Annotated in this window: 16 protein-coding genes and 1 pseudogene; 7 read left to right on the forward strand and 10 right to left on the reverse strand. The window is 59.0% G+C overall.

Features of this window, described 5'->3' with window-relative positions; translation table 11 throughout:
• Nucleotide 1 precedes the first annotated feature (1 nt).
• On the forward strand, nt 2–637 hold the full coding sequence (locus tag LQK81_RS24365; protein ID WP_230809011.1) for a DUF1326 domain-containing protein: 636 nt from the start codon (nt 2–4) through the stop codon (nt 635–637).
• Nucleotides 638–646: 9 nt separating this feature from the next.
• Nucleotides 647–1,507: a DUF2182 domain-containing protein gene (locus LQK81_RS24370; RefSeq protein WP_230809012.1), complete on the forward strand. Its 861-nt coding sequence runs from the start codon at nt 647–649 to the stop codon at nt 1,505–1,507.
• A 21-nt stretch (nt 1,508–1,528) separates the two neighbouring features.
• On the opposite strand, the gene LQK81_RS24375 is transcribed toward LQK81_RS24370, so the two are convergent.
• Nucleotides 1,529–3,112, reverse strand: a complete 1,584-nt coding sequence (locus tag LQK81_RS24375; RefSeq protein ID WP_230809013.1) for a peptide chain release factor 3 — start codon at nt 3,110–3,112, stop codon at nt 1,529–1,531.
• A 124-nt stretch (nt 3,113–3,236) separates the two neighbouring features.
• Between LQK81_RS24375 and dut the strand changes: the two genes are divergently transcribed.
• Nucleotides 3,237–3,707 (forward strand): dUTP diphosphatase, encoded by a 471-nt coding sequence (dut, locus tag LQK81_RS24380; RefSeq protein ID WP_230809014.1) that lies wholly within the window; start codon nt 3,237–3,239, stop codon nt 3,705–3,707.
• Nucleotides 3,708–3,716: 9 nt separating this feature from the next.
• On the forward strand, nt 3,717–4,613 hold the full coding sequence (locus LQK81_RS24385) for a GNAT family N-acetyltransferase (protein WP_230809015.1): 897 nt from the start codon (nt 3,717–3,719) through the stop codon (nt 4,611–4,613).
• 221 nt (nt 4,614–4,834) lie between these two features.
• Here the strand turns inward: LQK81_RS24385 and LQK81_RS24390 are convergent, their stop codons facing one another.
• Nucleotides 4,835–5,353, reverse strand: a complete 519-nt coding sequence (locus LQK81_RS24390) for a Dps family protein (RefSeq protein WP_230809016.1) — start codon at nt 5,351–5,353, stop codon at nt 4,835–4,837.
• 295 nt (nt 5,354–5,648) lie between these two features.
• Here LQK81_RS24390 and LQK81_RS24395 point away from each other — a divergent pair, with 295 nt between their 5' ends.
• Entirely contained in the window at nt 5,649–6,266 is a 618-nt protein-coding gene (locus LQK81_RS24395) for a LysE family translocator (RefSeq protein WP_230809017.1), read from the forward strand.
• Nucleotides 6,267–6,430: 164 nt separating this feature from the next.
• Nucleotides 6,431–7,399, forward strand: a complete 969-nt coding sequence (gene cysK, locus LQK81_RS24400) for a cysteine synthase A (RefSeq protein WP_230809018.1) — start codon at nt 6,431–6,433, stop codon at nt 7,397–7,399.
• Between the two features lie 80 nt (nt 7,400–7,479).
• Here cysK and LQK81_RS24405 read toward each other — a convergent pair whose 3' ends face one another.
• From LQK81_RS24405 to LQK81_RS24430, 6 genes and pseudogenes are all read right to left on the reverse strand, one after another.
• A complete protein-coding gene (locus LQK81_RS24405) occupies nt 7,480–7,962 on the reverse strand; it encodes an SRPBCC domain-containing protein (protein WP_230809019.1) in 483 nt (160 codons plus the stop codon).
• Between the two features lie 374 nt (nt 7,963–8,336).
• A pseudogene (locus tag LQK81_RS24410) lies at nt 8,337–9,779 on the reverse strand (YifB family Mg chelatase-like AAA ATPase); the annotation flags it as partial.
• A 33-nt stretch (nt 9,780–9,812) separates the two neighbouring features.
• Nucleotides 9,813–11,168 (reverse strand): Dyp-type peroxidase, encoded by a 1,356-nt coding sequence (locus LQK81_RS24415; protein WP_230809020.1) that lies wholly within the window; start codon nt 11,166–11,168, stop codon nt 9,813–9,815.
• A gap of 16 nt (nt 11,169–11,184) precedes the next feature.
• Entirely contained in the window at nt 11,185–12,165 is a 981-nt protein-coding gene (locus LQK81_RS24420; protein WP_230809021.1) for a SagB family peptide dehydrogenase, read from the reverse strand.
• A gap of 206 nt (nt 12,166–12,371) precedes the next feature.
• The gene (locus LQK81_RS24425) at nt 12,372–13,220 is read right to left on the reverse strand and encodes a hypothetical protein (protein ID WP_230809022.1); all 849 of its coding nucleotides are present in this window, start codon (nt 13,218–13,220) and stop codon (nt 12,372–12,374) included.
• Nucleotides 13,221–13,269: 49 nt separating this feature from the next.
• Nucleotides 13,270–15,465: a caspase family protein gene (locus LQK81_RS24430; protein WP_230809023.1), complete on the reverse strand. Its 2,196-nt coding sequence runs from the start codon at nt 15,463–15,465 to the stop codon at nt 13,270–13,272.
• 306 nt (nt 15,466–15,771) lie between these two features.
• Here LQK81_RS24430 and LQK81_RS26390 point away from each other — a divergent pair, with 306 nt between their 5' ends.
• Nucleotides 15,772–17,076: a pentapeptide repeat-containing protein gene (locus tag LQK81_RS26390; protein ID WP_230809024.1), complete on the forward strand. Its 1,305-nt coding sequence runs from the start codon at nt 15,772–15,774 to the stop codon at nt 17,074–17,076.
• A gap of 74 nt (nt 17,077–17,150) precedes the next feature.
• On the opposite strand, the gene LQK81_RS24440 is transcribed toward LQK81_RS26390, so the two are convergent.
• On the reverse strand, nt 17,151–17,615 hold the full coding sequence (locus tag LQK81_RS24440) for a GNAT family N-acetyltransferase (protein WP_230809025.1): 465 nt from the start codon (nt 17,613–17,615) through the stop codon (nt 17,151–17,153).
• A gap of 270 nt (nt 17,616–17,885) precedes the next feature.
• The gene (locus LQK81_RS24445) at nt 17,886–18,668 is read right to left on the reverse strand and encodes a hypothetical protein (protein ID WP_230809026.1); all 783 of its coding nucleotides are present in this window, start codon (nt 18,666–18,668) and stop codon (nt 17,886–17,888) included.
• Nucleotides 18,669–18,785: the final 117 nt, after the last annotated feature.

The following is an 18,785-nucleotide window of genomic DNA, read 5'->3' on the forward strand; positions in this document are numbered from 1 at the left end:
CATGACGAACGTCAGCTGGAAGCTCCAGGGTCGCGAATTCATCCATTGCAACTGTGCCTATGGCTGCCCCTGCCAGTTCAACGCGCTGCCCACGCACGGCCAGTGCCATGCGATCGGCGCGATCGACATAGAGGACGGGTTTCACGGCGAGACCCGCCTCGACGGGCTGAAAATCGGGTTGATCGCCGCCTGGCCCGGCGCGATCCACGAAGGCGGCGGCCAGTGCGTGCCGATCGTCGACGAACGGGCGAGCCCCCAACAGCGCGAGGCCTTGCTGCGCATCATGAGCGGGGAGGACACGGAGCCCGGCGCTACCTTCTTCGCCGTGTTCGCCACCACCTTCGACACCGTGCACGAACCGGTCTTCACCCGGATCGATTTTGACGTCGACATCGACGGCCGCGCGGCGCGCGTCGAAATCCCCGGCTGGATCGATGCCCGGGCCGAGCCGATCCGCAATCCGGTAACCGGCCAGGAGCACCGCGCCCGGATCAACCTGCCGCACGGGTTCGAATACGACGTCTGCGAGGTCGGGCGTGGCTGGGCGGAGACGAAGGGGCCGATCGCGCTGTCGCTCGCCGACAGCCACGCCCATTTCAGCAAGCTGCATATGACCGGCGCGGGCGTCGTTCACTAGGCCGGAGCCATGGGGGACCCAGCACTCGAAAGGCTGCTCAGGCGTGACCGCGTGATCGTCGCCGCGTGCCTCGCTGCGATGACGGCACTGGCCTGGCTTTACCTGCTCTCGCTCGTCCGCTCGATGGGTGCCGCGCCCAAGCCTGCGGGCGGTAGCATGGACGGCATGTCGGGCATGGAGCCAATGTCGGGAATGGATATGACCGGTATGGCGATGACGCCCGTGGTCGCCGCCGGATGGACCATGAACGGCACGGCGCTGGTGATCGCCATGTGGTTCGTGATGATGTTGGGGATGATGCTGCCGTCGGCCTCGCCGATGATCCTGCTCTATGCCCGGGTCGGGCGGCACGCGGCGGCAAAGGGAACGCCGATCGCCGCCACCGGCCTCTTCTGCGCAGGCTATCTCGCGATCTGGTTCCTGTTCTCGCTCTTGGCCACCCTCGGCCAGTGGCTGCTGGAGCGGGCGCTGTTGCTAACGCCGATGATGGAGAGCGCGAGCCCCGTTCTCAGCGGCGTGCTTCTGGTCGCAGCCGGGCTCTACCAGTGGACGCCGCTGAAAGGCGCCTGCCTCGGCAAGTGCCGCGCACCGGCCGCCTTCCTGCAGGCCGCGGGCGGGTTCCGCCGCGATGCTTCCGGCGCCTTCCTCATGGGCATGCGCCACGGCGCCTATTGCGTCGGCTGCTGCTGGCCCCTGATGCTGCTGCTGTTCGTCGGCGGGGTGATGAACATCCTCTGGATCGCCGCGATCGCGATCTTCGTGCTGGCGGAAAAGCTCTTGCCCGGTGGCGATCGGATGGGCCGCGCCGCCGGCGTGCTTCTGGTCGCCGCCGGCCTCTGGCTCGTGGGACGCGCGCTATGGCAAGCCTGACGCGCGCCCGGAACCGGCGGCTCACGCCGCCTTGGCGACGTGATATTCCTTGACCGCGGCCATCTTGATCGCCGGATAGCGCTCCGCCTCGTAGCGCAGCGAAAACGCATCCTGCGCCAGAAACACCGGGTCGCCGTCGAGGTCGCGGGCGATATCGCCGCGCCGGGCGGTGACGAACTTGTCGAGATCGGCGGCATTGTCCGCCGAGATCCAGCGGCAGACGGAGAAGCGCGACATTTCGAAGGACACCGGCAGGCCATACTCCGCCTGCAGCCTCTCCTTCAGCACGTCGAGCTGCAGGGCGCCGACCACGCCGACGATCGCGGGCGAGCCGTCCTCCGGCGAGAAGAGCTGCACGACGCCTTCCTCGGCCATCTGGTGCAGCGCTTCCTTCAGCTTCTTCGCCTTCATTGCATCCTCGAGACGGACGCGGCGGAGGATTTCCGGGGAGAAGTTCGGAACGCCTTCGAACACCAGCGCCTCGCCTTCCGTCAGCGTGTCGCCGATGCGCAAGGTTCCATGGTTGGGAATGCCGACCACGTCGCCGGCATAGGCGGTATCGGCGAGCTGGCGCTGCGAGGCGAAGAAGAACTGCGGGGCCGTCAGCCCGAGCTGCTTGCCGGTGCGCGACAGCCGCGCCTTCATGCCGCGCTCCAGCTTGCCGGAGCAGACCCGGGCAAAGGCGATACGGTCGCGGTGGTTCGGGTCCATGTTCGCCTGGATCTTGAAGACGAAGGCGGTCATCCGGTCTTCCGCCGCATGCACCGTGCGGATGTCGGCCACCTGGTCGCGCGGCGGCGGCGCGAAGCTGCCCAGCGCGTTGATCAGGTCGCGCACGCCGAAATTCCGGAGCGCCGAGCCGAAGAAGACAGGCGTCAGGTGTCCCTCGAGAAAGGCTTTCCTGTCGAAAGGCTTGCAGGCCTCGATCGCCAGCGTCAGCTCGTCGATGAAGGCTTCGCGCTCGTTTTCCGGCAGGCGATGGGCGGCCATTTCCGGATCGTTGACCTTGGTCAGCCGTTCCTGGGTGTCGGAACCGCGCACCTCGTTGGTGGAAAGGTGGTAGGAGCCGCAGAAGGTCTTCGACCGGCCGATCGGCCAGGTCACCGGCGCGCAGTCGAGCGCCAGCTTCTCTTCTACCTCGTCGAGGATCTCGAAGGGATCGCGGCTTTCCCGGTCCATCTTGTTGATGAAGGTGATGATCGGGATGTCGCGCATGCGGCACACCTCGAACAGCTTCAAGGTCCGCGGCTCGATACCCTTGGCGGCGTCGATCACCATGACGGCTGCATCCACCGCCGTCAGCGTGCGGTAGGTGTCGTCGGCAAAGTCCTCGTGGCCGGGCGTATCGAGAATGTTGAAGACGTTGCCTTCATACTCGAAGGTCATCACCGAAGTGACGACCGAGATGCCGCGCTCGCGCTCGATCTTCATCCAGTCCGAGCGGGTCTGGATGCGATCCTTCTTGGCCTTGACCTCGCCGGCAAGCTGGATCGCGCCGCCGAACAGAAGCAGCTTTTCGGTCAGCGTCGTCTTGCCCGCATCCGGGTGGGCGATAATAGCGAATGTGCGGCGGCGGGAGACCGCCTCGGCGAGACTTTCGGCCATGTCGTGAAAATCCTCTTGGTCGCGCGCTATGTAGCGGTTCCGTGGAAAACTTTCAATTCGCGTTCCACCGTGGAAAAACTCCCATTCGCATTGACCCTGACCGTCGCCGATCGGCTAATAGGGGATGAACATCCGCCACGATCCCCATCCGACCCTGAACCTCGTCCGCCTGCCGCATGGCGCGGGCCTCGATCTGCCCGCCTACGAGACGGCGGGCGCCGCCGGCATGGACCTGCGCGCCGCGGTCGGGGACGGCGAACCGATGGTGCTGGCGCCGGGCAAGCGCGCGCTGGTACCGACCGGCTTCGTCTTCGAGATCCCCGCCGGGTTCGAGGCGCAGGTGCGCCCGCGCTCGGGCCTCGCCTTCAAGCACGGGATCACCTGCCTCAACACGCCCGGCACGATCGACAGCGACTATCGCGGCGAGGTGAAGGTGCTGTTGGTCAATCTCGGTGACGCCGATTTTTCGATCGAGCGCGGCATGCGCATCGCCCAGATGGTGATAGCACCGGTGGTGCAGGCCAGGGTCTGCGAGGTGTCGCAGGCCGGTGCGACCGAGCGCGGCGCCGGCGGCTTCGGCTCGACCGGGGTATAGGGCCGACGCATGACCGGAGACCGCGCCGGGCTGAGCTTTCGCGAGGACTATTTCGACGATCCGGGCGGCTGGGCGGCGGTGAAGGCGCTGCTTCTGACCGTGTTCGACATCGATGTCAGCCCGCTGGACCGGATGGGCGGGCGCGACCGGACCCTGATGTCCTCGGCCTGGTTCGACGGCGGCGGCCGGTGCGTGGCGAACCTGTCGGCCTTTGCGATGCCGCTCGTGATCGACGGGCGGCCGGTCCATGCCGCCGGCCTCCAGTCCGGCGCGGTCCTGCCGGAATACCGTGGCCGGGGCCTGTTTCGCGACCTCGTCCGGCGCATCCTGCAGCGATGCGACGAGCGCGGCTTCGAGGCGATTGTGCTCTATACCGACAAGCCGGGTCTCTACGCGCGCCACGGCTTCGTGACCGTGCCGGAACATCGCTTCGTCGGTCCCGCGCCCGCTCCGGTCGATGCGGCCCCGACCTGCCGGACGCTCGACATGGCCGATGAGCGCGACCTGTCCCTTCTTCGCGGCCTGCTGGAGGAGCGTGCGCCGGTCTCGCAGCGGTTTTCCGTCAGCCGGAACACGCAGACGTTCCTGCTCAACACCGCGCTGGTCGAGGATGTGACACTGAGCCTCCTGCCGGCGTTTCCGGCCGTCGTCGCCTGGCGGCACGAGCGTGAGAGCGGCGTGTTCACGCTGCTCGACGTGGTCGGCACGCGCATTCCCACGCTCGCCGCGATCCTGCAGGCGCTCGGACTGCAGCCGCGCAGCGTCGAGATCATGTTTCCGCCGGACCTGATGGAATGGGAGGGTGAGAGCATCGCCGAAGGCCAGGAGCTCTGCTTCATGCTGCGCGGCCGGCCGGGTCTCGCGCCGGCCGGTCCCGTGCGGCTTTCGCCGATGGCGGAGTTCTGAGCAGGCGCGGGATCCGGCCCGGCGTCACGGCAGAAAGGCGGACAGCCGTCGTTTCACCGGAGTGCTCTCGATCCTGTCGCCGCGATCGCGACCGATCGTATCCCTTTCGGGCATGCGCTGGAGCCTGTCCAGGTCATCGGTGCGGTGGTCAGCCTGCTGATGCCTTCCAGAACTGGGACGGCCGCCCTGCGGCGGCCGTAACCTTGGCGAAAACAGCGAGCCTATTTCGCCTGCCGCGTCGTCTCGAACAGGAACCAGGTGCGGCGCTCGGCCTCGTCGATCCAGTTCTCCAGCAGGCTCGCGGTGGCGACGTCGTTGTGCTCGTCGCAGAGGTCGTGCGTCTCGCGCAGGAGCGAGACGAGGTGCTTGTTGTCCTCCAGGAGTTCGGCCAGCATGTCGCCCGGCGTGACGTAGTCGGCATCATTGTCGGGGATGCGCTGCAGGCGCGCCGCATGGCCGATGGAGCGCAGCGTGGTGCCGCCGATCTTGCGGGCGCGCTCGGCAATGTCGTCGGTCGTGGCGAAGATCTGCTCGGCCTGCTCGTCGAGCAGCAGGTGGTAGTCGCGGAAGTGCGGGCCCGAGACGTGCCAGTGGAAGTTCTTGGTCTTCAGGTAGAGCGCGAACATGTCGGCAAGCAGCGTCGTCAGCGCGGCGGAAATGTCGGTGATCGCATTCGAGGCGAGGCCCGACGGCGTCTTGAGCGGTGCAGTCCTGCGCTTTTCGGCGGAACCGGTGGACATGGAGACACTCCTTCTGTTTTGACGCGGGAAATGGCGTGGATGCCGGGCCCGCGCAGTGCCGGCGGCGGCCGGCTTCCGGCCACAACAAGCTAGGGCGCAGCGCCTGTTCTTCAACGGCTGCGCGTTTCCTATCAGCGCCTCTTCACCACCGTGTGACATCAGGTCGCGGCCGGCGCGATCCTGCGCCCGCCCCGGGGGAGGCAGGCCGAGCACGGCACCTGCTTGAAACGGAAGCGGCGCCGGCGTAGAGAGGGCGGAGAGAGATATCCGGGACGCGCGTTCAAGAGCGGTTGCCATGACACTTGCAGCATTGCTTGCCTATAGCGGAGCGCTCTTCATCGCAGCGGTGATCCCGGGGCCCGGCATCACCGCGATCGTGGCCCGCGCGCTCGGTTCCGGCTTCCGGGAGACCTTCTTCATGGGGCTCGGGCTGATCCTGGGCGACATGATCTACCTGACGGCGGTGATCCTGGGGCTTGCCTTCATCGCGCAGACCTTCACCACCGCCTTCATGGTGATCAAGATCGCCGGCGCGCTCTATCTCGGCTACATCGCCTGGAAGCTCTGGAAGACCGGGCTCGTGCCGCAGGACATCCAGGCGCGGGGCTCGTCGAGCATGGCGATGTCGTTCCTCTCCGGCCTGCTGGTGACGCTCGGAAACCCCAAGACGATGCTCTTCTACGTCGCGCTGGTGCCGACGCTGATCGATCTCGCAGCGATCGGTCTCGACGAGTACGGACTGCTGCTGACGGCGACCTTCATCGTCCTGTTGGTCGTGCTGATCCCCTACATGGCGCTCGCGTCCCGCGCCCGGCTGCTCTTGAAAAAGCCGACCGCCCTGCGGACGCTGAACCGCATCGCAGCCGGCGTCCTCGCCAGCACGGCCGCCTATATCGCGACACGCGCTGCGTAACGCGCGTACCGCAGCCCGCCTTGCGTGAAATAAAGATCCGTTCTCAACCCGGATGGGAAGCGCTTTTTTCCAGTCCGGCGGCAAGGCGTGGACGATCTGCCACTGGCCTGCGATCGCCTTAGAACCTATTCTCCCTGCAACAGCAGAATGAAAGGGAGACCGAAATGCCTGAGATCCGCAAGCCCGGCCGCGGCCGCGTCTATGCCTCCATCACCGAGACGATCGGTGATACCCCGATCGTCCGCCTCGACAAGCTGGCGAAGGAGAAGGGCGTCAAGGCCAACCTTCTGGCCAAGCTGGAGTTCTTCAACCCGATCGCATCGGTGAAGGACCGCATCGGGGTCGCCATGATCGAGGCGCTGGAAGCGCAGGGCAAGATCACGCCCGGCAAGACGACGCTGGTGGAGCCGACCTCCGGAAACACCGGCATCGCGCTCGCTTTCGCCGCTGCCGCCAAGGGCTACAAACTGATCCTGACCATGCCGGAAACCATGTCGATCGAGCGTCGCAAGATGCTGGCGCTGCTCGGCGCCGAACTCGTTCTGACCGAGGGCGCGAAGGGCATGAAGGGGGCGATCGCCAAGGCGGAGGAACTGGTTGCGACGCTGCCCGACGCGGTCATCCCGCAGCAGTTCGAAAATCCGGCCAACCCCGAGATCCACCGCAAGACGACGGCGGAAGAGATCTGGAACGACACCGACGGGCAGGTCGACATCCTCGTCTCCGGCATCGGCACGGGCGGCACGATCACCGGCGCCGGCCAGGTGCTGAAGGCGAAAAAGCCGGGCTTCAGGGTCGTCGCCGTCGAGCCGGTCGACAGCCCGGTGCTTTCGGGCGGCAACCCCGGGCCGCACAAGATCCAGGGGATCGGCGCCGGCTTCGCGCCCGCCGTCCTCGACACGAAGGTCTATGACGAGGTCGTCACCGTCAGCAACGACGAGGCCTTCGAGAACGCCCGGCTCGTGGCCCGGCTGGAAGGCGTGCCGGTCGGCATTTCCTCTGGTGCGGCCCTCGCCGCGGCAATCAAGGTGGGCAGCCGTCCGGAAAACGAAGGCAAGACCATCGTCGTTATCATTCCCTCCTTCGCCGAGCGCTATCTTTCCACGGCACTGTTCGAAGGCCTGGGCGGCTAATCGTTCCGGCCGGACGCAGAAGGATGGGCGCTACGCCGGGCGGAGCTCCTGCCCCGGCGTAGCGCACAGGTCTTCGCGGGTCATTCCGTGAAACCTGCAAGGTTGTCGAGCGTCGATCGTAAGCCGGTCTCGTGGTCGACCTTGGAGATGCCGGCCGGGACGCTGGCGCAGTTGACCGTCACCTTCGTCCCGGTTTCCGGTGTGTCCAGCACCTCCAGCGCCCAGGTGATGGTCATCTCGCCTGCGAAGGTGGGATCGTCGCTTTCGAAGCGCATCACTTGTACGACTTCCTCATCGACGACAAGCCGCACGAAGCGGCCGCGGACGACGTCTTCATCGGCGGACGTCTTGCCGCTGCCATGGGCATCGTGGTAGCGCAGGGTCACCGCATAGGCGCCGCCTTCCCAGGGTTCGAACGCAACGATGCGGGCGTCCATGCCCTGCGGCGGGAGCCAGGACGCGACGGCGACCGGATCGAGCAGGGCGCGGTAGATCCGCCCCGGCGGTGCCTGGATCGTCCTGGAAACGCTGTCGGTCCGGTTCGGGTAGGCTTTGCGGGGCATGGTGACCGTCCTGTGAATGATGTGCAATGAAATGAGCGCGCTCTTGTACTGGGTCCGCTGCCATGATCGCACGGAGGCCACGCCAAGGCCTGAGCGCTGGCGGACGCCGTCTGCAGCAGGGGCCAGAGCATACGGTTCCGCCATCCAATGTATCCGTCCCGTGGGCTTGTCAGCGCATCCGACAGTTCGGCGGGCGACGAGCCCGGATCCCGGCAGCCTCCGGGCAACGGCCTGCGGAGGGCCGTTCTTGGCTCCCAGAGGAAGTCGATAGGCATACAACCGACAATCCGTGCGCCCGGTCGCCCGCACGACTGCGATCGTGGTGGAGCCGACCCCGCCGCCGGGCGGCGACCGCGGTGGCCGATACGCCGACGTCAGGCTGCGGCAGCCAGCCGCTCGCCGGCGATGCGGTAGGAGATCGCCTCGGCGAGATGGATGCGACCGACGATGTCCTTCCCGTCCAGGTCGGCGAGCGTCCTTGCGACCTTGAGAACGCGGTGGTAGCCGCGAGCGGAGAAGCGCATCTTCTCCGCCGCATCCCGAAGAAGCTGCAGGCCGCCCGGGTCTGGCTCGACGATGCGCTCGATCAGCGCCGTCGAGGCCCGGGCATTGGTGGTGATCTGCGGATGGCCGAGGGTTGCGAAGCGGTCGCGCTGGGCCTCGCGCGCCTGGGCGACCCGGCGCGCGATGACTGCGCTCGGCTCGGCCGGCATCGGCCGGATCAGGTCGGCCGCAGATACCGCCGGAACGTCGATGCGGATGTCGATGCGGTCCATCAGCGGGCCGGAGATGCGCGCCTGGTAGTCGGCCATGCAGCGCGGACCGCGGGCGCAGGATTGCCCCGGCTCGCCCGCCATGCCGCAGCGGCAGGGGTTCATGGCCGCGACCAACTGGATCGCCGCCGGATAGCTGACCCGATGGTTTGCACGCGCGATCACGCATTCGGCGGTTTCCAGCGGCTGCCGCAGCGCGTCCAGCACCTGCGGCGTGAATTCGGGAAACTCGTCCAGGAACAGCACCCCATGATGGGCCAGCGACGCCTCGCCCGGCCGGGCGCGCAGGCCGCCGCCGATCAGCGCGGCCATGGTCGCCGAATGATGCGGGGCACGAAAGGGCCGGCGATCGGACAGGCGACCGCCGGCAAGCTGGCCGGCGATCGAATGGATCATCGACACTTCCAGCAGTTCTGCAGGCGCCAGCGGCGGCAGGATGGAGGGAAGGCGCGCGGCCAGCATCGACTTGCCCGAACCCGGCGGCCCGACCATCAGGAGATTGTGGCCGCCGGCGGCTGCGACCTCTAGCGCCCGCTTGGCGCTTTCCTGCCCCTTGATGTCGGCGAGATCCGGCATGTCGGCCGGCGCCGCTCGGATCGCCGGTTCGGGCCGCGACAGCACCTGCGTGCCGCGAAAGTGGTTGGCGAGCGCGATCAGGCTGCGGGGCGCGACGATATCGAGTTCCGCTCCCGCCCAGGCGGCCTCGGCGCCGCTGTCGGCCGGGCAGATCAGGCCCTTGCCAAGCGCGTTGGCGCCGATCGCGGCCGGTAGCGCGCCGGCGATCGCGGCGATCGTGCCGTCGAGATTGAGTTCGCCGATGACGACGTAGCCCTCCAGCGCATCGGCGGGAATGGCGCCGAGTGCCGCCATCAGGCCGAGCGCGATCGGCAGGTCGAAGTGGCTGCCCTCCTTCGGCAGGTCCGCCGGCGCGAGATTGACCGTCACCCGCTTGGCCGGCAGCGAAAGCCCCGACGCATGCAGGGCCGCCTGCACACGTTCCCGGCTTTCGGCGACCGCCTTGTCCGGCAGGCCGACGATCTGGATCATGAGGTTGATTAAATGCAATAGCTTTCTTGTCTAGTGCGCCAAAGGATCACTAGCATCGACCAGGCGTTGCAGGGTCCGACGGCTCGGAATCATAAGATAGAGGGTGCCTTTCGTTCGCAGAAAATCCGGCAACGCCGGCGTTGTAACGTCGCCCTGCGGGTTCGGAATCTTAAATTCGGGTTTGCAACCTGGAATTTGGCGGTTTCCCATTATTGGATCCTGATACGCCCCGTGGCTATCAAAGTCCGGACTGAAGTCGTTACGCGAGATCCACTGCATCAACGTAATGAATTGCCTTCGAATGTTTGAGCAAAGAAACAATCCTATTACGCCCCGATCAACTCCATCATCAACCGGCGACGCCAGAGGCGGTCCGTAAGGTAGACCGCGGCGAAGGATCCGAGGAACGCCCTGGATTTTGGCATGCGGCATAAGTTCTTGGTCGCGAGGATTGACCACGCGAATATGTGCGGAAAGCGGGCACTTGAATCCCATCTTGTCGCCAGCGTAAGTGAAGTCCTCGCCCGCCAACGCCGGCTGAGAACTATTAGGAGAAAGAACCAAGGGCGTACCATCGCGCCATCGCCCCATCATCTTTGCCGCCAATAATTCGATTGCATGACTATGCTCAAACTCCGGGAACATTTTTGGGCCGTAGAACGCCAGATATTTTTCGAAAGAAGCGACATCCTGATAAATCCATCTGAATGCCATATAACTTGAATCCCGAACAAGATCGGCAGCGTCGCCGTTCATTGGAAATGATTGTATTTCGTCACTATGATATCCAAGCACAAAGCTCCTGAAATCAACCTGGTCTGCGCGCCGAAGACCGTCATCCCATCCAATCTCTAACTTAGACAGTCCATCAATATAGCCGAAATGAAGTTTTGATCTCTCAAAAACTCGGCCGTCTAGACGACTTCCATCACTTCTAGGAATGAGTTCTTCGATAGCCGTATTTGAAATAGCGGCTTCAACGGCCGCCGTCCCAGCAAGTAGCGCAACATCATTGGCAGCGTGAATATGCACAATGCAATGGACTTGATCAGAGGTAAACTGCTTCTCCCACCAGTTCAATGGACTACTCGGACTATTAATAGCATCACCCAGCTGATTTGCCTGAGGTCCATCAATAAAAGCCGATTCAAACCTTTCAAGCACTGCAGGGGAAATAAGAGCCGCTAATCCCGCATATGTGAAACTTATGTTTATCGCCCACTCTTGAGTCGGCCCGATGTCCCCGTAGCATACATATTGAACAATTTCCTGCAGCAGGGCTCGCATCGCGACGCTGGTGGGCGCATGTAAAAAAATATGTCTCGCACAACCCCACGGATACTGTTTAGCAACAATTCTTTGAACGTTCCCTGTGTCCACAAACATCGCGGTGCCTCTTAGACTACTTGGACTTAACCTCTCCCAGTCTAGTATTAGGCTCAATAATCACGGGATCTGCGATCGTTGGCGTACTTCCCCGAACCCCGAGTGCTACAGTATAGACGACACCCTGCAGGTAGGGATCAAGATTGAGTACTTTGCTGCACAAATCATCGCGAACTGCGCAGGTGGGAGCGGCACTTAATCCACGCGATTCGGCAAGGATCAACATGTTCTGCGCAATGTGTCCAGCTTCTAGCAAAACCACCCTATAACCGGTCGGGTGAGGGTATTTCCACATTGTGCGCGAAAAGCACGCAACCAACACGACCAGCGCGCAGGCGTCGTTGAACCACGTTTGCCCGGCCAATAAATCACCTATTCGATAGTTTAACTCACTTCCAACCAACCCGAGGGTGTGATCTATTGCGGAATAGTGATATATTCCCGGCTCGATCCCGTCCACCTTTCGGAGGTATACGTACGCCTCGTAGGGATTTCTACCGCCTCCTGAGGGAGTTGGCTTGAGAGGAAGCGGGCCATAGCCAGGTGGTCCTGAAATAATAAAACCTGTAATTCCAAGTCCAGCAAATAAGCATGCAGCAAGATCATCAATATGGATTGCTGCAGAACTGTCAAATCCTCGATAGCTGCGACGGCGTAGGAGCGTAGCCATTAATTCGTCACGAGAACAGGGGATCTGCAGTTGAATGACCTTTTCATAATCCTCGTTTGTTTGATAAAGCTCTGGAGAAGGCGCAACTTTAATTTGGTTGCTGATCCAAGAAGATGTCGCTGCCGGATCTAGATACACAGGGTCTTTAATGCCAAAGTGGTATAGGCCGGCAACAGCTCCCCACAGCCATTTTTGACGATACGCCTCATCGTTCGCGGCAGCCCCCGTTCCATCCATAACAATGTGTCCGGTCCCGATGAGCTCAGCTACATTCGTGATCAAACTTGGGATAGACACATTGGGTAACAACCAGCTCAGGTCTACCAATCTCACCCACTCGTCGGACACAGCCAACACCGACCAGCTCAACGAGTCGAGGACGATTGCCGACTTCGCGACAAAGTTGAAAGCTACAAGATTCTGGGCAGAGAACGAAAGCACTAGCGAACTCGAACGGCGTACGCGCTTAGTGCACCACGCCGCCCACCAACTTTCATCCCGCAGCCCCACAGATGGCGTAGACCACATCAGAACTAATACCCATATGGGTAATAGGGGTAGGCAAAGTAAGGCGCAATGTATGCCGGGTGATGCATAGCAGTCCCGGGGTGATGCATAGCGGGCCCCCATCCTCTATCCACAGCGCCACTGTGATGCATCGCAACCGCCGGGTGATGCATAGCAGTCCCGGGGTGATGCATAGCGGGCCCCCATCCTCTATCCACAGCGCCACTGTGATGCATCGCAACCGCCGGGTGATGCATAGCAGTCCCGGGGTGATGCATTGCGGGCCCCCCTCCTCTATCCACAGCACCACTGTGATGCATCGCGACCGCCGGGTGATGCATAGCAGTCCCGGGGTGATGCATCGCCACTGGTTGTGGCCATCCCGGAGCGAACGACGAACTGCCGCGGTCCCCTTGAAGGGCTTCCATTGCAGTTAACGCATTGCGAATTTCTCGAACTGTAGAGTTGCCGAACGCGCTGAAGAGGTATCCCTCCTCCCCATCACCGCCAACCGAAGATCCGAGAGAGCGAACTTGGAACTTCCGCGACAGTTTAAAGAAATCGTCCTGGTTATTGATTTCGTCCCATTTCGGTGCTCCTTCAACCAACGAAAAAATAGCCTCAAAAACCGGCTGAAGGTTAACTCGAAAAAACTCCGTATAGACCTCTTTGGACCCGTCAAATTCAGTAATTATTTGTATGTACTTGTCGTCAATAACAAGAACCCTTGCAAAATGCACTGTATTCGAAGCACGCAATGCCAAATCTATGGATGTCTGCAATTTTGTTGCAAATATCTCTTCCAGTTCCTTCAATTTCTTCTTTGAAAGATCATCCTGCTTTAACGGAAGAGTCATATTCAATGCCGTGACCATTTTACGTCCTCCCGTGAGTTGTTTCTTCGTATCTAAAACCGATCTAACTTTACCCCACCATTGATTTCAGAAATACTCGGTCTAGATAGGATGATTTACAATCAAGCGCTGGAATCTGCAGTGTAAACCCAGATTGAATAAATTCGTTTTTCACCATCTCATGGAATTGTCTATTAGTAATACCACTACCAAAGTTATTCTTAAGTATTGAAATGGCGTGATTTGTATAGCGGCCCGATCCATCAAGCTCGTAAGCGACCTGACGATCTTGACACGCTGCAAATGAAACATTCTCCATCGCCTCGGCGGACAAATTCTCACTTTGTGAGCGAGAGACGCTTGAGCCAGATACCTTTCTTTCCAAGGCTCGCTTTGCACTTCTTCGCTCGAAGGCATCTCGCATCGCAGATGTTGGATCAATGAATCGGCCACCAATGTATGTCTCTTGTGATGCCTTGGTCGAAGATAGATTATCGCGTCCGGAAGCGAGCCAAGCATTTGCTCCCGCAGCGCTCACGTGATATTGCCTAGTGTTTGTCTCCGAGTGACAACAATCCATGAAGCAAGTAAGATTTACCATCTCGGGGAGGTTTCCGAACAAGTGGCGCATCTCATAGTCAAAAATCAGCTGCCCCGTCTCTCCATCGATTGGAACAATGGCGTTGTCATCAGCAGTCGCGGGGTCGAGATCTGCGTAAGGCGACAAGACACCGTGCCCCGCATACTGGAAGACCAAAACATCACCAGGCGAACTTCGTTTCACCATTGCCGCTAATTCGTCCAATATGCGATCCCGGCTCGCCTCATCGTCATGCAATTTCAGAACATCAAAACCGAGACTCGATAGCTCTTCGTCCCATTTTTTTGCGTCAGCCACACAATATCTCAACGGCTTTGTTTTATACCCATCAATTCCAACACACAAAGCTCGCTTTATAGAATTTTTCATTTTCGGCGTACTTAATATATCGCTGGCTTGTTGAGTGATGATTGTTTTCTTTTCAGCAACTTCTAGCGTACGCCGACGTATAAATCCGAGTGCATCTGGCCAATCGATTAAAGTCTCCTCCGCGATGCTACGACCATCATTCTGTAACTGCTCATTCGGAAAAGACTGGTCCAAATTTTCGCCATCGTCTTTCTCGAGCACACTTCGCATCACCGCATTCATGGTGGAAGGATCATCGTCAAAACCCCCATGGGTCTCCGCTTGGCTCGCCCGCAGTCCTTCTTTAGCGCTTGTTGACGAAAGAACTATTTCGCATTTGGCACGCTTTTTCGGCTGCGCTCCATCAAGTCCAAAGAGCTGGATCAACTCACGGTCACCGCGAACGCTCTCTTCCAAACCCAGAATGGGCTCGCCACGGCGCTCCTCGCATGCGCTGGCCACGAAATACAGCAACGACTTTCGGTAAATCACTCCACAAGTATCTTCTCGCTCCAGTCGTTCGTTCATCGAGAAAATGCGAAGCAACGCTATTCGATTCTCTGCAATTAGCGGCAACAAGTTCTTTTTGAACACGGCAATATTAATTGCCGGCGCAAGTAAATGTAGAGTCTTGATCTCTATATTACTCTCTGCAGCGAGCGCCCTCAAGAATTCTGCATGAAAATTTGCCCCCGCACTATGGCCAATCGCGTGCAATTCCAAGCTTCCAGGATACTCCGCGGCAAGCGCAGACAACCGGCTCGCTACCTCGAGAGCACCTCCGCCTGGCTGGACACCCCGCTCTGCACTACGCTTCATTGCGGACCAGATCTTTGCAGTCCCCAAAGCCCTTCCGGCCAGTTCAATCAATGGATCGGTTGTATGATCCCATAGATCGCGCCGGCCAGATAACCCCAACTCTGATGAGCATTCTCGCAGGATCGTAGAGAGCGCTCCGATCAATCCCGTCTCCCACGTGAAATAGATCGGATAAATTCCATTTCTTAACCACCAATCAACGTGCTTTGCAGCAACTTTTATTCCAGAAGATTCCGAAACAAGTCCTCCATGCGCATATATAACAATCCTACACGGCTTACCGAACATTTGTGATTTTTCTATTTCATCTTTTAATCTAACATCAAATATATAAGATAAATCTAATTCGTTTGTGGTTACAATACCATCCGACGAAAGGCGTCCATTATTCAGATTTACGATGTGTGGCTTGACACGTTGAATTATCTCAGAGGAGATAACCTTTCCTGTTTCATTATTACCTCCCCACGCTCGGTGGTATTCGTCGCTCTTTTTCATGAACACTTGTCCCCGAATGGCAACGCTAACGTGTTAAGGCATGATGGTTACTTTTCTATCACAATATAAATTTACATACTTATTTCATGCTCAACTTTGTTATTGTAACACATGTATATTTCCATTCAAAACTACCCTTTAGTCGAACAACCACTACACCAATTCGCTACACTGGCGACGACCTACCAACAATGCATTATAAATCAGTCGTTCGTTCTCATCTGTGACGGCGCTGGCTTTCATCGATAGTTTCAAATTATTTGTAATGGATAATGACTTCGCGCAGTCGCTCGAAGGAGGAGAGTCGTGGCAAACGTTATCATCGGAATTCTAGTCGGGTTGGTGATCGGGGGACCCCTTGCGTTCGTGATTACCGAGTCATCTGAAATTAACGCCAGATCGATAAGCTTAGTCGTCATGACAATTGTATTGGTTCTCGGCGTGGGGCTCGGTGTGATAACTTTAATCGCGCAGCCACTTGTGAAGATGATGTTCGGAAAATCCCTCGCGTCAGTTAAGAATGTTGCTGAGGAATGTATCAAAGCCTCCAGAACCTTCAGATCCGGTCAAAATGCCGCCGCTATCAACCACGCTGAGAGGGCAATTCTGGAGGCGTCATCGTGGTTTGCACAGATGCAAGCTCGGCGCTGGTTGTTTGCCGCATCCGTCGCCTGCCTTACGGCCTACGTTAGCGTTCTAGGGGGTGTTCTAATGTATCGTCAGAATGCCCTAGTCACTGAGCAAAACAGAATAATAAGTATACAGAACCAGCTTGTGGAAGCCCAGGGCCGAATTTCGCAGATGGATGACTTTTCGAACGCAATGCAACAACTTCAAGATGAAACTAAGTCCTGGCTATCAATGACTGATTCCCAGCGGAACAACGCGCGCTTTAATAGACAGGAAGCTACAGCCCTGTCTCCATGCCTGATGCTTATGGACTATTACTGCTCGGAAGGACTGCTTCCGTCAGAATTTCTTGTTGGCAGAATTGCCGCTCTAACAGCATCGTTACGGCCGTATCATGCCCTTTCGGATGCGGGCAACGCATCGCACCTTTCAGATAAGGCCTTAAGCCCAGAGCGCGGCCAGATTCTAATTTATCTTGCAGCAGCCAAGCCATTTATGCCGCTAATTCTGCGTCGTGCTGATTTTCGCCAAGCAGACGCGCGTGGAGCGGCAATTTTTGACAACGATCTCACTGGGCTTAAAGCTCCGGAAGCCGACTTTCACGGCGCGATCTTCAGGCGAATTCGATTCAGCGCAACCGATTTGGCGGGTGCCGACTTTACAAATGCTACGTTCCAGGATTCCCACGTGGAAGGCCTACGCAATACCATTCTCAAAGATGCAAAATTACTCAATGTCCGACTTTGCGGTCCGCAGGCATTCCATGGCGCCGACGTTCAAGATTTACATATCGGTGGTTTATATACCTGCGCGGACGTCGTCGGAAAAAATATTGATGATATATTTGAAGGTTCGATAAATTTCAATAGAGATAATTACGTCTGCAGAAGACTTCTATACGTTGACGGAATAGAAGTTCGAGAGAGAGACGTATTCTATAGTAAAGACTATGATGTCAACAAAGGAAATGAATGTACATAGTCTCGAATAGGCTAATAATTGTTCATGCCGCTGAATAGACGAAGAGGTTGAAGGTTTGATTCGGGGGTACACCGTCAACATCTCTCCATCCGAAACGCTTCGACCCGCGCTCCCCCAACGTCCTCAGAGCACTCGCCAACCTTGCGCCAGCCCCTCGCCGCGTAGAAGCCGATTGCGCGCCAGTTGAACGCTGCGACCTCAAGTGTCCTGCCACCAGCAAGCTCAGCGTTGTGCAGAAGGCACGTCCCGATCTGAAACCCTCGGCAACGCTTCGCAACGAACAGTGACGTAATCGACTGTTCGAACAAGCCTATGACGCCCACGACCACGCCATCGACCACAGCGACATCAGAGAACGGCAGAAATGCTTCCAAGTGCTTGCCGATCGAGTCGCTATCGAGGAAGCGCCTGACCGACGCCTTCGGGATATGTGGTGCATAAAGCTCAACCCAGCATTTGCGGATCAACCGGTGAAGCTGGCTGTAGTCGCTTGGGTCAGCGGGTCGGAACTTGCAGTCGAAGTCACCTGGGTCGGTCATATTGGATCCTTTCCCGGGCGGGGTCGGATCGATTCTGAGGAACGTCAACAGCTACGAAAGAAAGCGCTGCGTACTGGACTTTCGTCCAGGGGCAGACTGCGTCTGCCACTGACGATTGAGGCGGATAGGTGAAATGGAGAAATATTTAAAAACTAGTCAAATCACCTATCCGCCGACATTACATCACTGCATTCTCAGTCAATTGGAAGCATGCAACTGCGACAGTAGACAAAGTCTGTCCCGGACGGAGTCCGGGACATCCATGCTTTCTCAGTTCTCGAACCCGTCGATAGCCGGCCAATCGGTCGGCACTGCCTTCCTTATGCGCTGTAGTTTCTTCAACCCACTCAGCCTCTGTGCATCCAGGCGATAGTGGTATTTCTTCCTGCCCTCCACGGTCTTCGTCGCCACCTTCTCGGTCCTAAGACGACACCATTCTAACAGGTCGGTTAGCTGTCGCATTGGAGAGGTGGCAAGGTCCTTGCGAGGGCTTCGACCGAACTGGGCCTCGTAGAATGCTCTGTTCGCTTCCATAAACCCCCGGAACCCATTCAAATCATCGTCGGTAATATGTGTGTCACCGAGAAATCCGCTCTCGCTGTAAATCCCCGCAGCCTTGAAAGCCTGACCAAGGAATAGTGCCCGACTCATCGGCGTGGGCGCGATTGCTTCCGTCTCGCGGACCGAGCCGTCCACCCGACCCGTCGAAAGAAGCTCGAACATTCGCACTTTGTTGGCCAGATCGACCCGCTCTTCCAATTCGATCAAGTCAGCAAAGACCTCCCTTCGGAAGAAACTTTCAAAGCGAGCGCGCTCTAGTTGTGCAAATTCATCTTGTGACGGTTTGGTACCTTTTGCCTGCCGCTCGATGAGAAAGCGCAGCTCTGTATCTGACAGCTTCCTTGCATCCAAAATTCGTAGGATTTTGTTGCGTTCGGTTCCCGTCTTGCCGTCTGCAATGAAACGCTGACCGATCTTCGTCAACTCCTCATCGATTTCCGCAAAGGCAATAGAGTAACCCAGGCGCTTCTTGTATTCGATGTAGTTTGTCAATCGGCATCGAAACGGGCCCCCCTATCGGCTCCCAAAAGGGACCCCTGCCTCTGGTTGCATCGGGTCAGCGCGCGTAGGCCCGGAGCTCTCCATTTAGCGCAGGGGCCTGCGGGCGCG

The organism is Rhizobium sp. GN54, assembly GCF_021026345.1.
GTDB lineage: Bacteria > Pseudomonadota > Alphaproteobacteria > Rhizobiales > Rhizobiaceae > Mycoplana.

What these genes read in the sequence shown, in the direction of transcription:
- dut (WP_230809014.1), top strand. Translation starts at nt 3,237, where the DNA reads ATGAACATCCGCCACGATCCCCATCCGACCCTGAACCTCGTCCGCCTG.
- LQK81_RS24395 (WP_230809017.1), top strand. Translation starts at nt 5,649, where the DNA reads ATGACACTTGCAGCATTGCTTGCCTATAGCGGAGCGCTCTTCATCGCA.
- LQK81_RS24430 (WP_230809023.1), bottom strand. Translation starts at nt 15,465, where the DNA reads ATGAAAAAGAGCGACGAATACCACCGAGCGTGGGGAGGTAATAATGAA.
- LQK81_RS24425 (WP_230809022.1), bottom strand. Translation starts at nt 13,220, where the DNA reads ATGGTCACGGCATTGAATATGACTCTTCCGTTAAAGCAGGATGATCTT.
- cysK (WP_230809018.1), top strand. Translation starts at nt 6,431, where the DNA reads ATGCCTGAGATCCGCAAGCCCGGCCGCGGCCGCGTCTATGCCTCCATC.
- LQK81_RS24385 (WP_230809015.1), top strand. Translation starts at nt 3,717, where the DNA reads ATGACCGGAGACCGCGCCGGGCTGAGCTTTCGCGAGGACTATTTCGAC.
- LQK81_RS24390 (WP_230809016.1), bottom strand. Translation starts at nt 5,353, where the DNA reads ATGTCCACCGGTTCCGCCGAAAAGCGCAGGACTGCACCGCTCAAGACG.
- LQK81_RS24440 (WP_230809025.1), bottom strand. Translation starts at nt 17,615, where the DNA reads ATGACCGACCCAGGTGACTTCGACTGCAAGTTCCGACCCGCTGACCCA.
- LQK81_RS24405 (WP_230809019.1), bottom strand. Translation starts at nt 7,962, where the DNA reads ATGCCCCGCAAAGCCTACCCGAACCGGACCGACAGCGTTTCCAGGACG.
- LQK81_RS24370 (WP_230809012.1), top strand. Translation starts at nt 647, where the DNA reads ATGGGGGACCCAGCACTCGAAAGGCTGCTCAGGCGTGACCGCGTGATC.
- LQK81_RS24365 (WP_230809011.1), top strand. Translation starts at nt 2, where the DNA reads ATGACGAACGTCAGCTGGAAGCTCCAGGGTCGCGAATTCATCCATTGC.
- LQK81_RS24375 (WP_230809013.1), bottom strand. Translation starts at nt 3,112, where the DNA reads ATGGCCGAAAGTCTCGCCGAGGCGGTCTCCCGCCGCCGCACATTCGCT.
- LQK81_RS24415 (WP_230809020.1), bottom strand. Translation starts at nt 11,168, where the DNA reads ATGTTTGTGGACACAGGGAACGTTCAAAGAATTGTTGCTAAACAGTAT.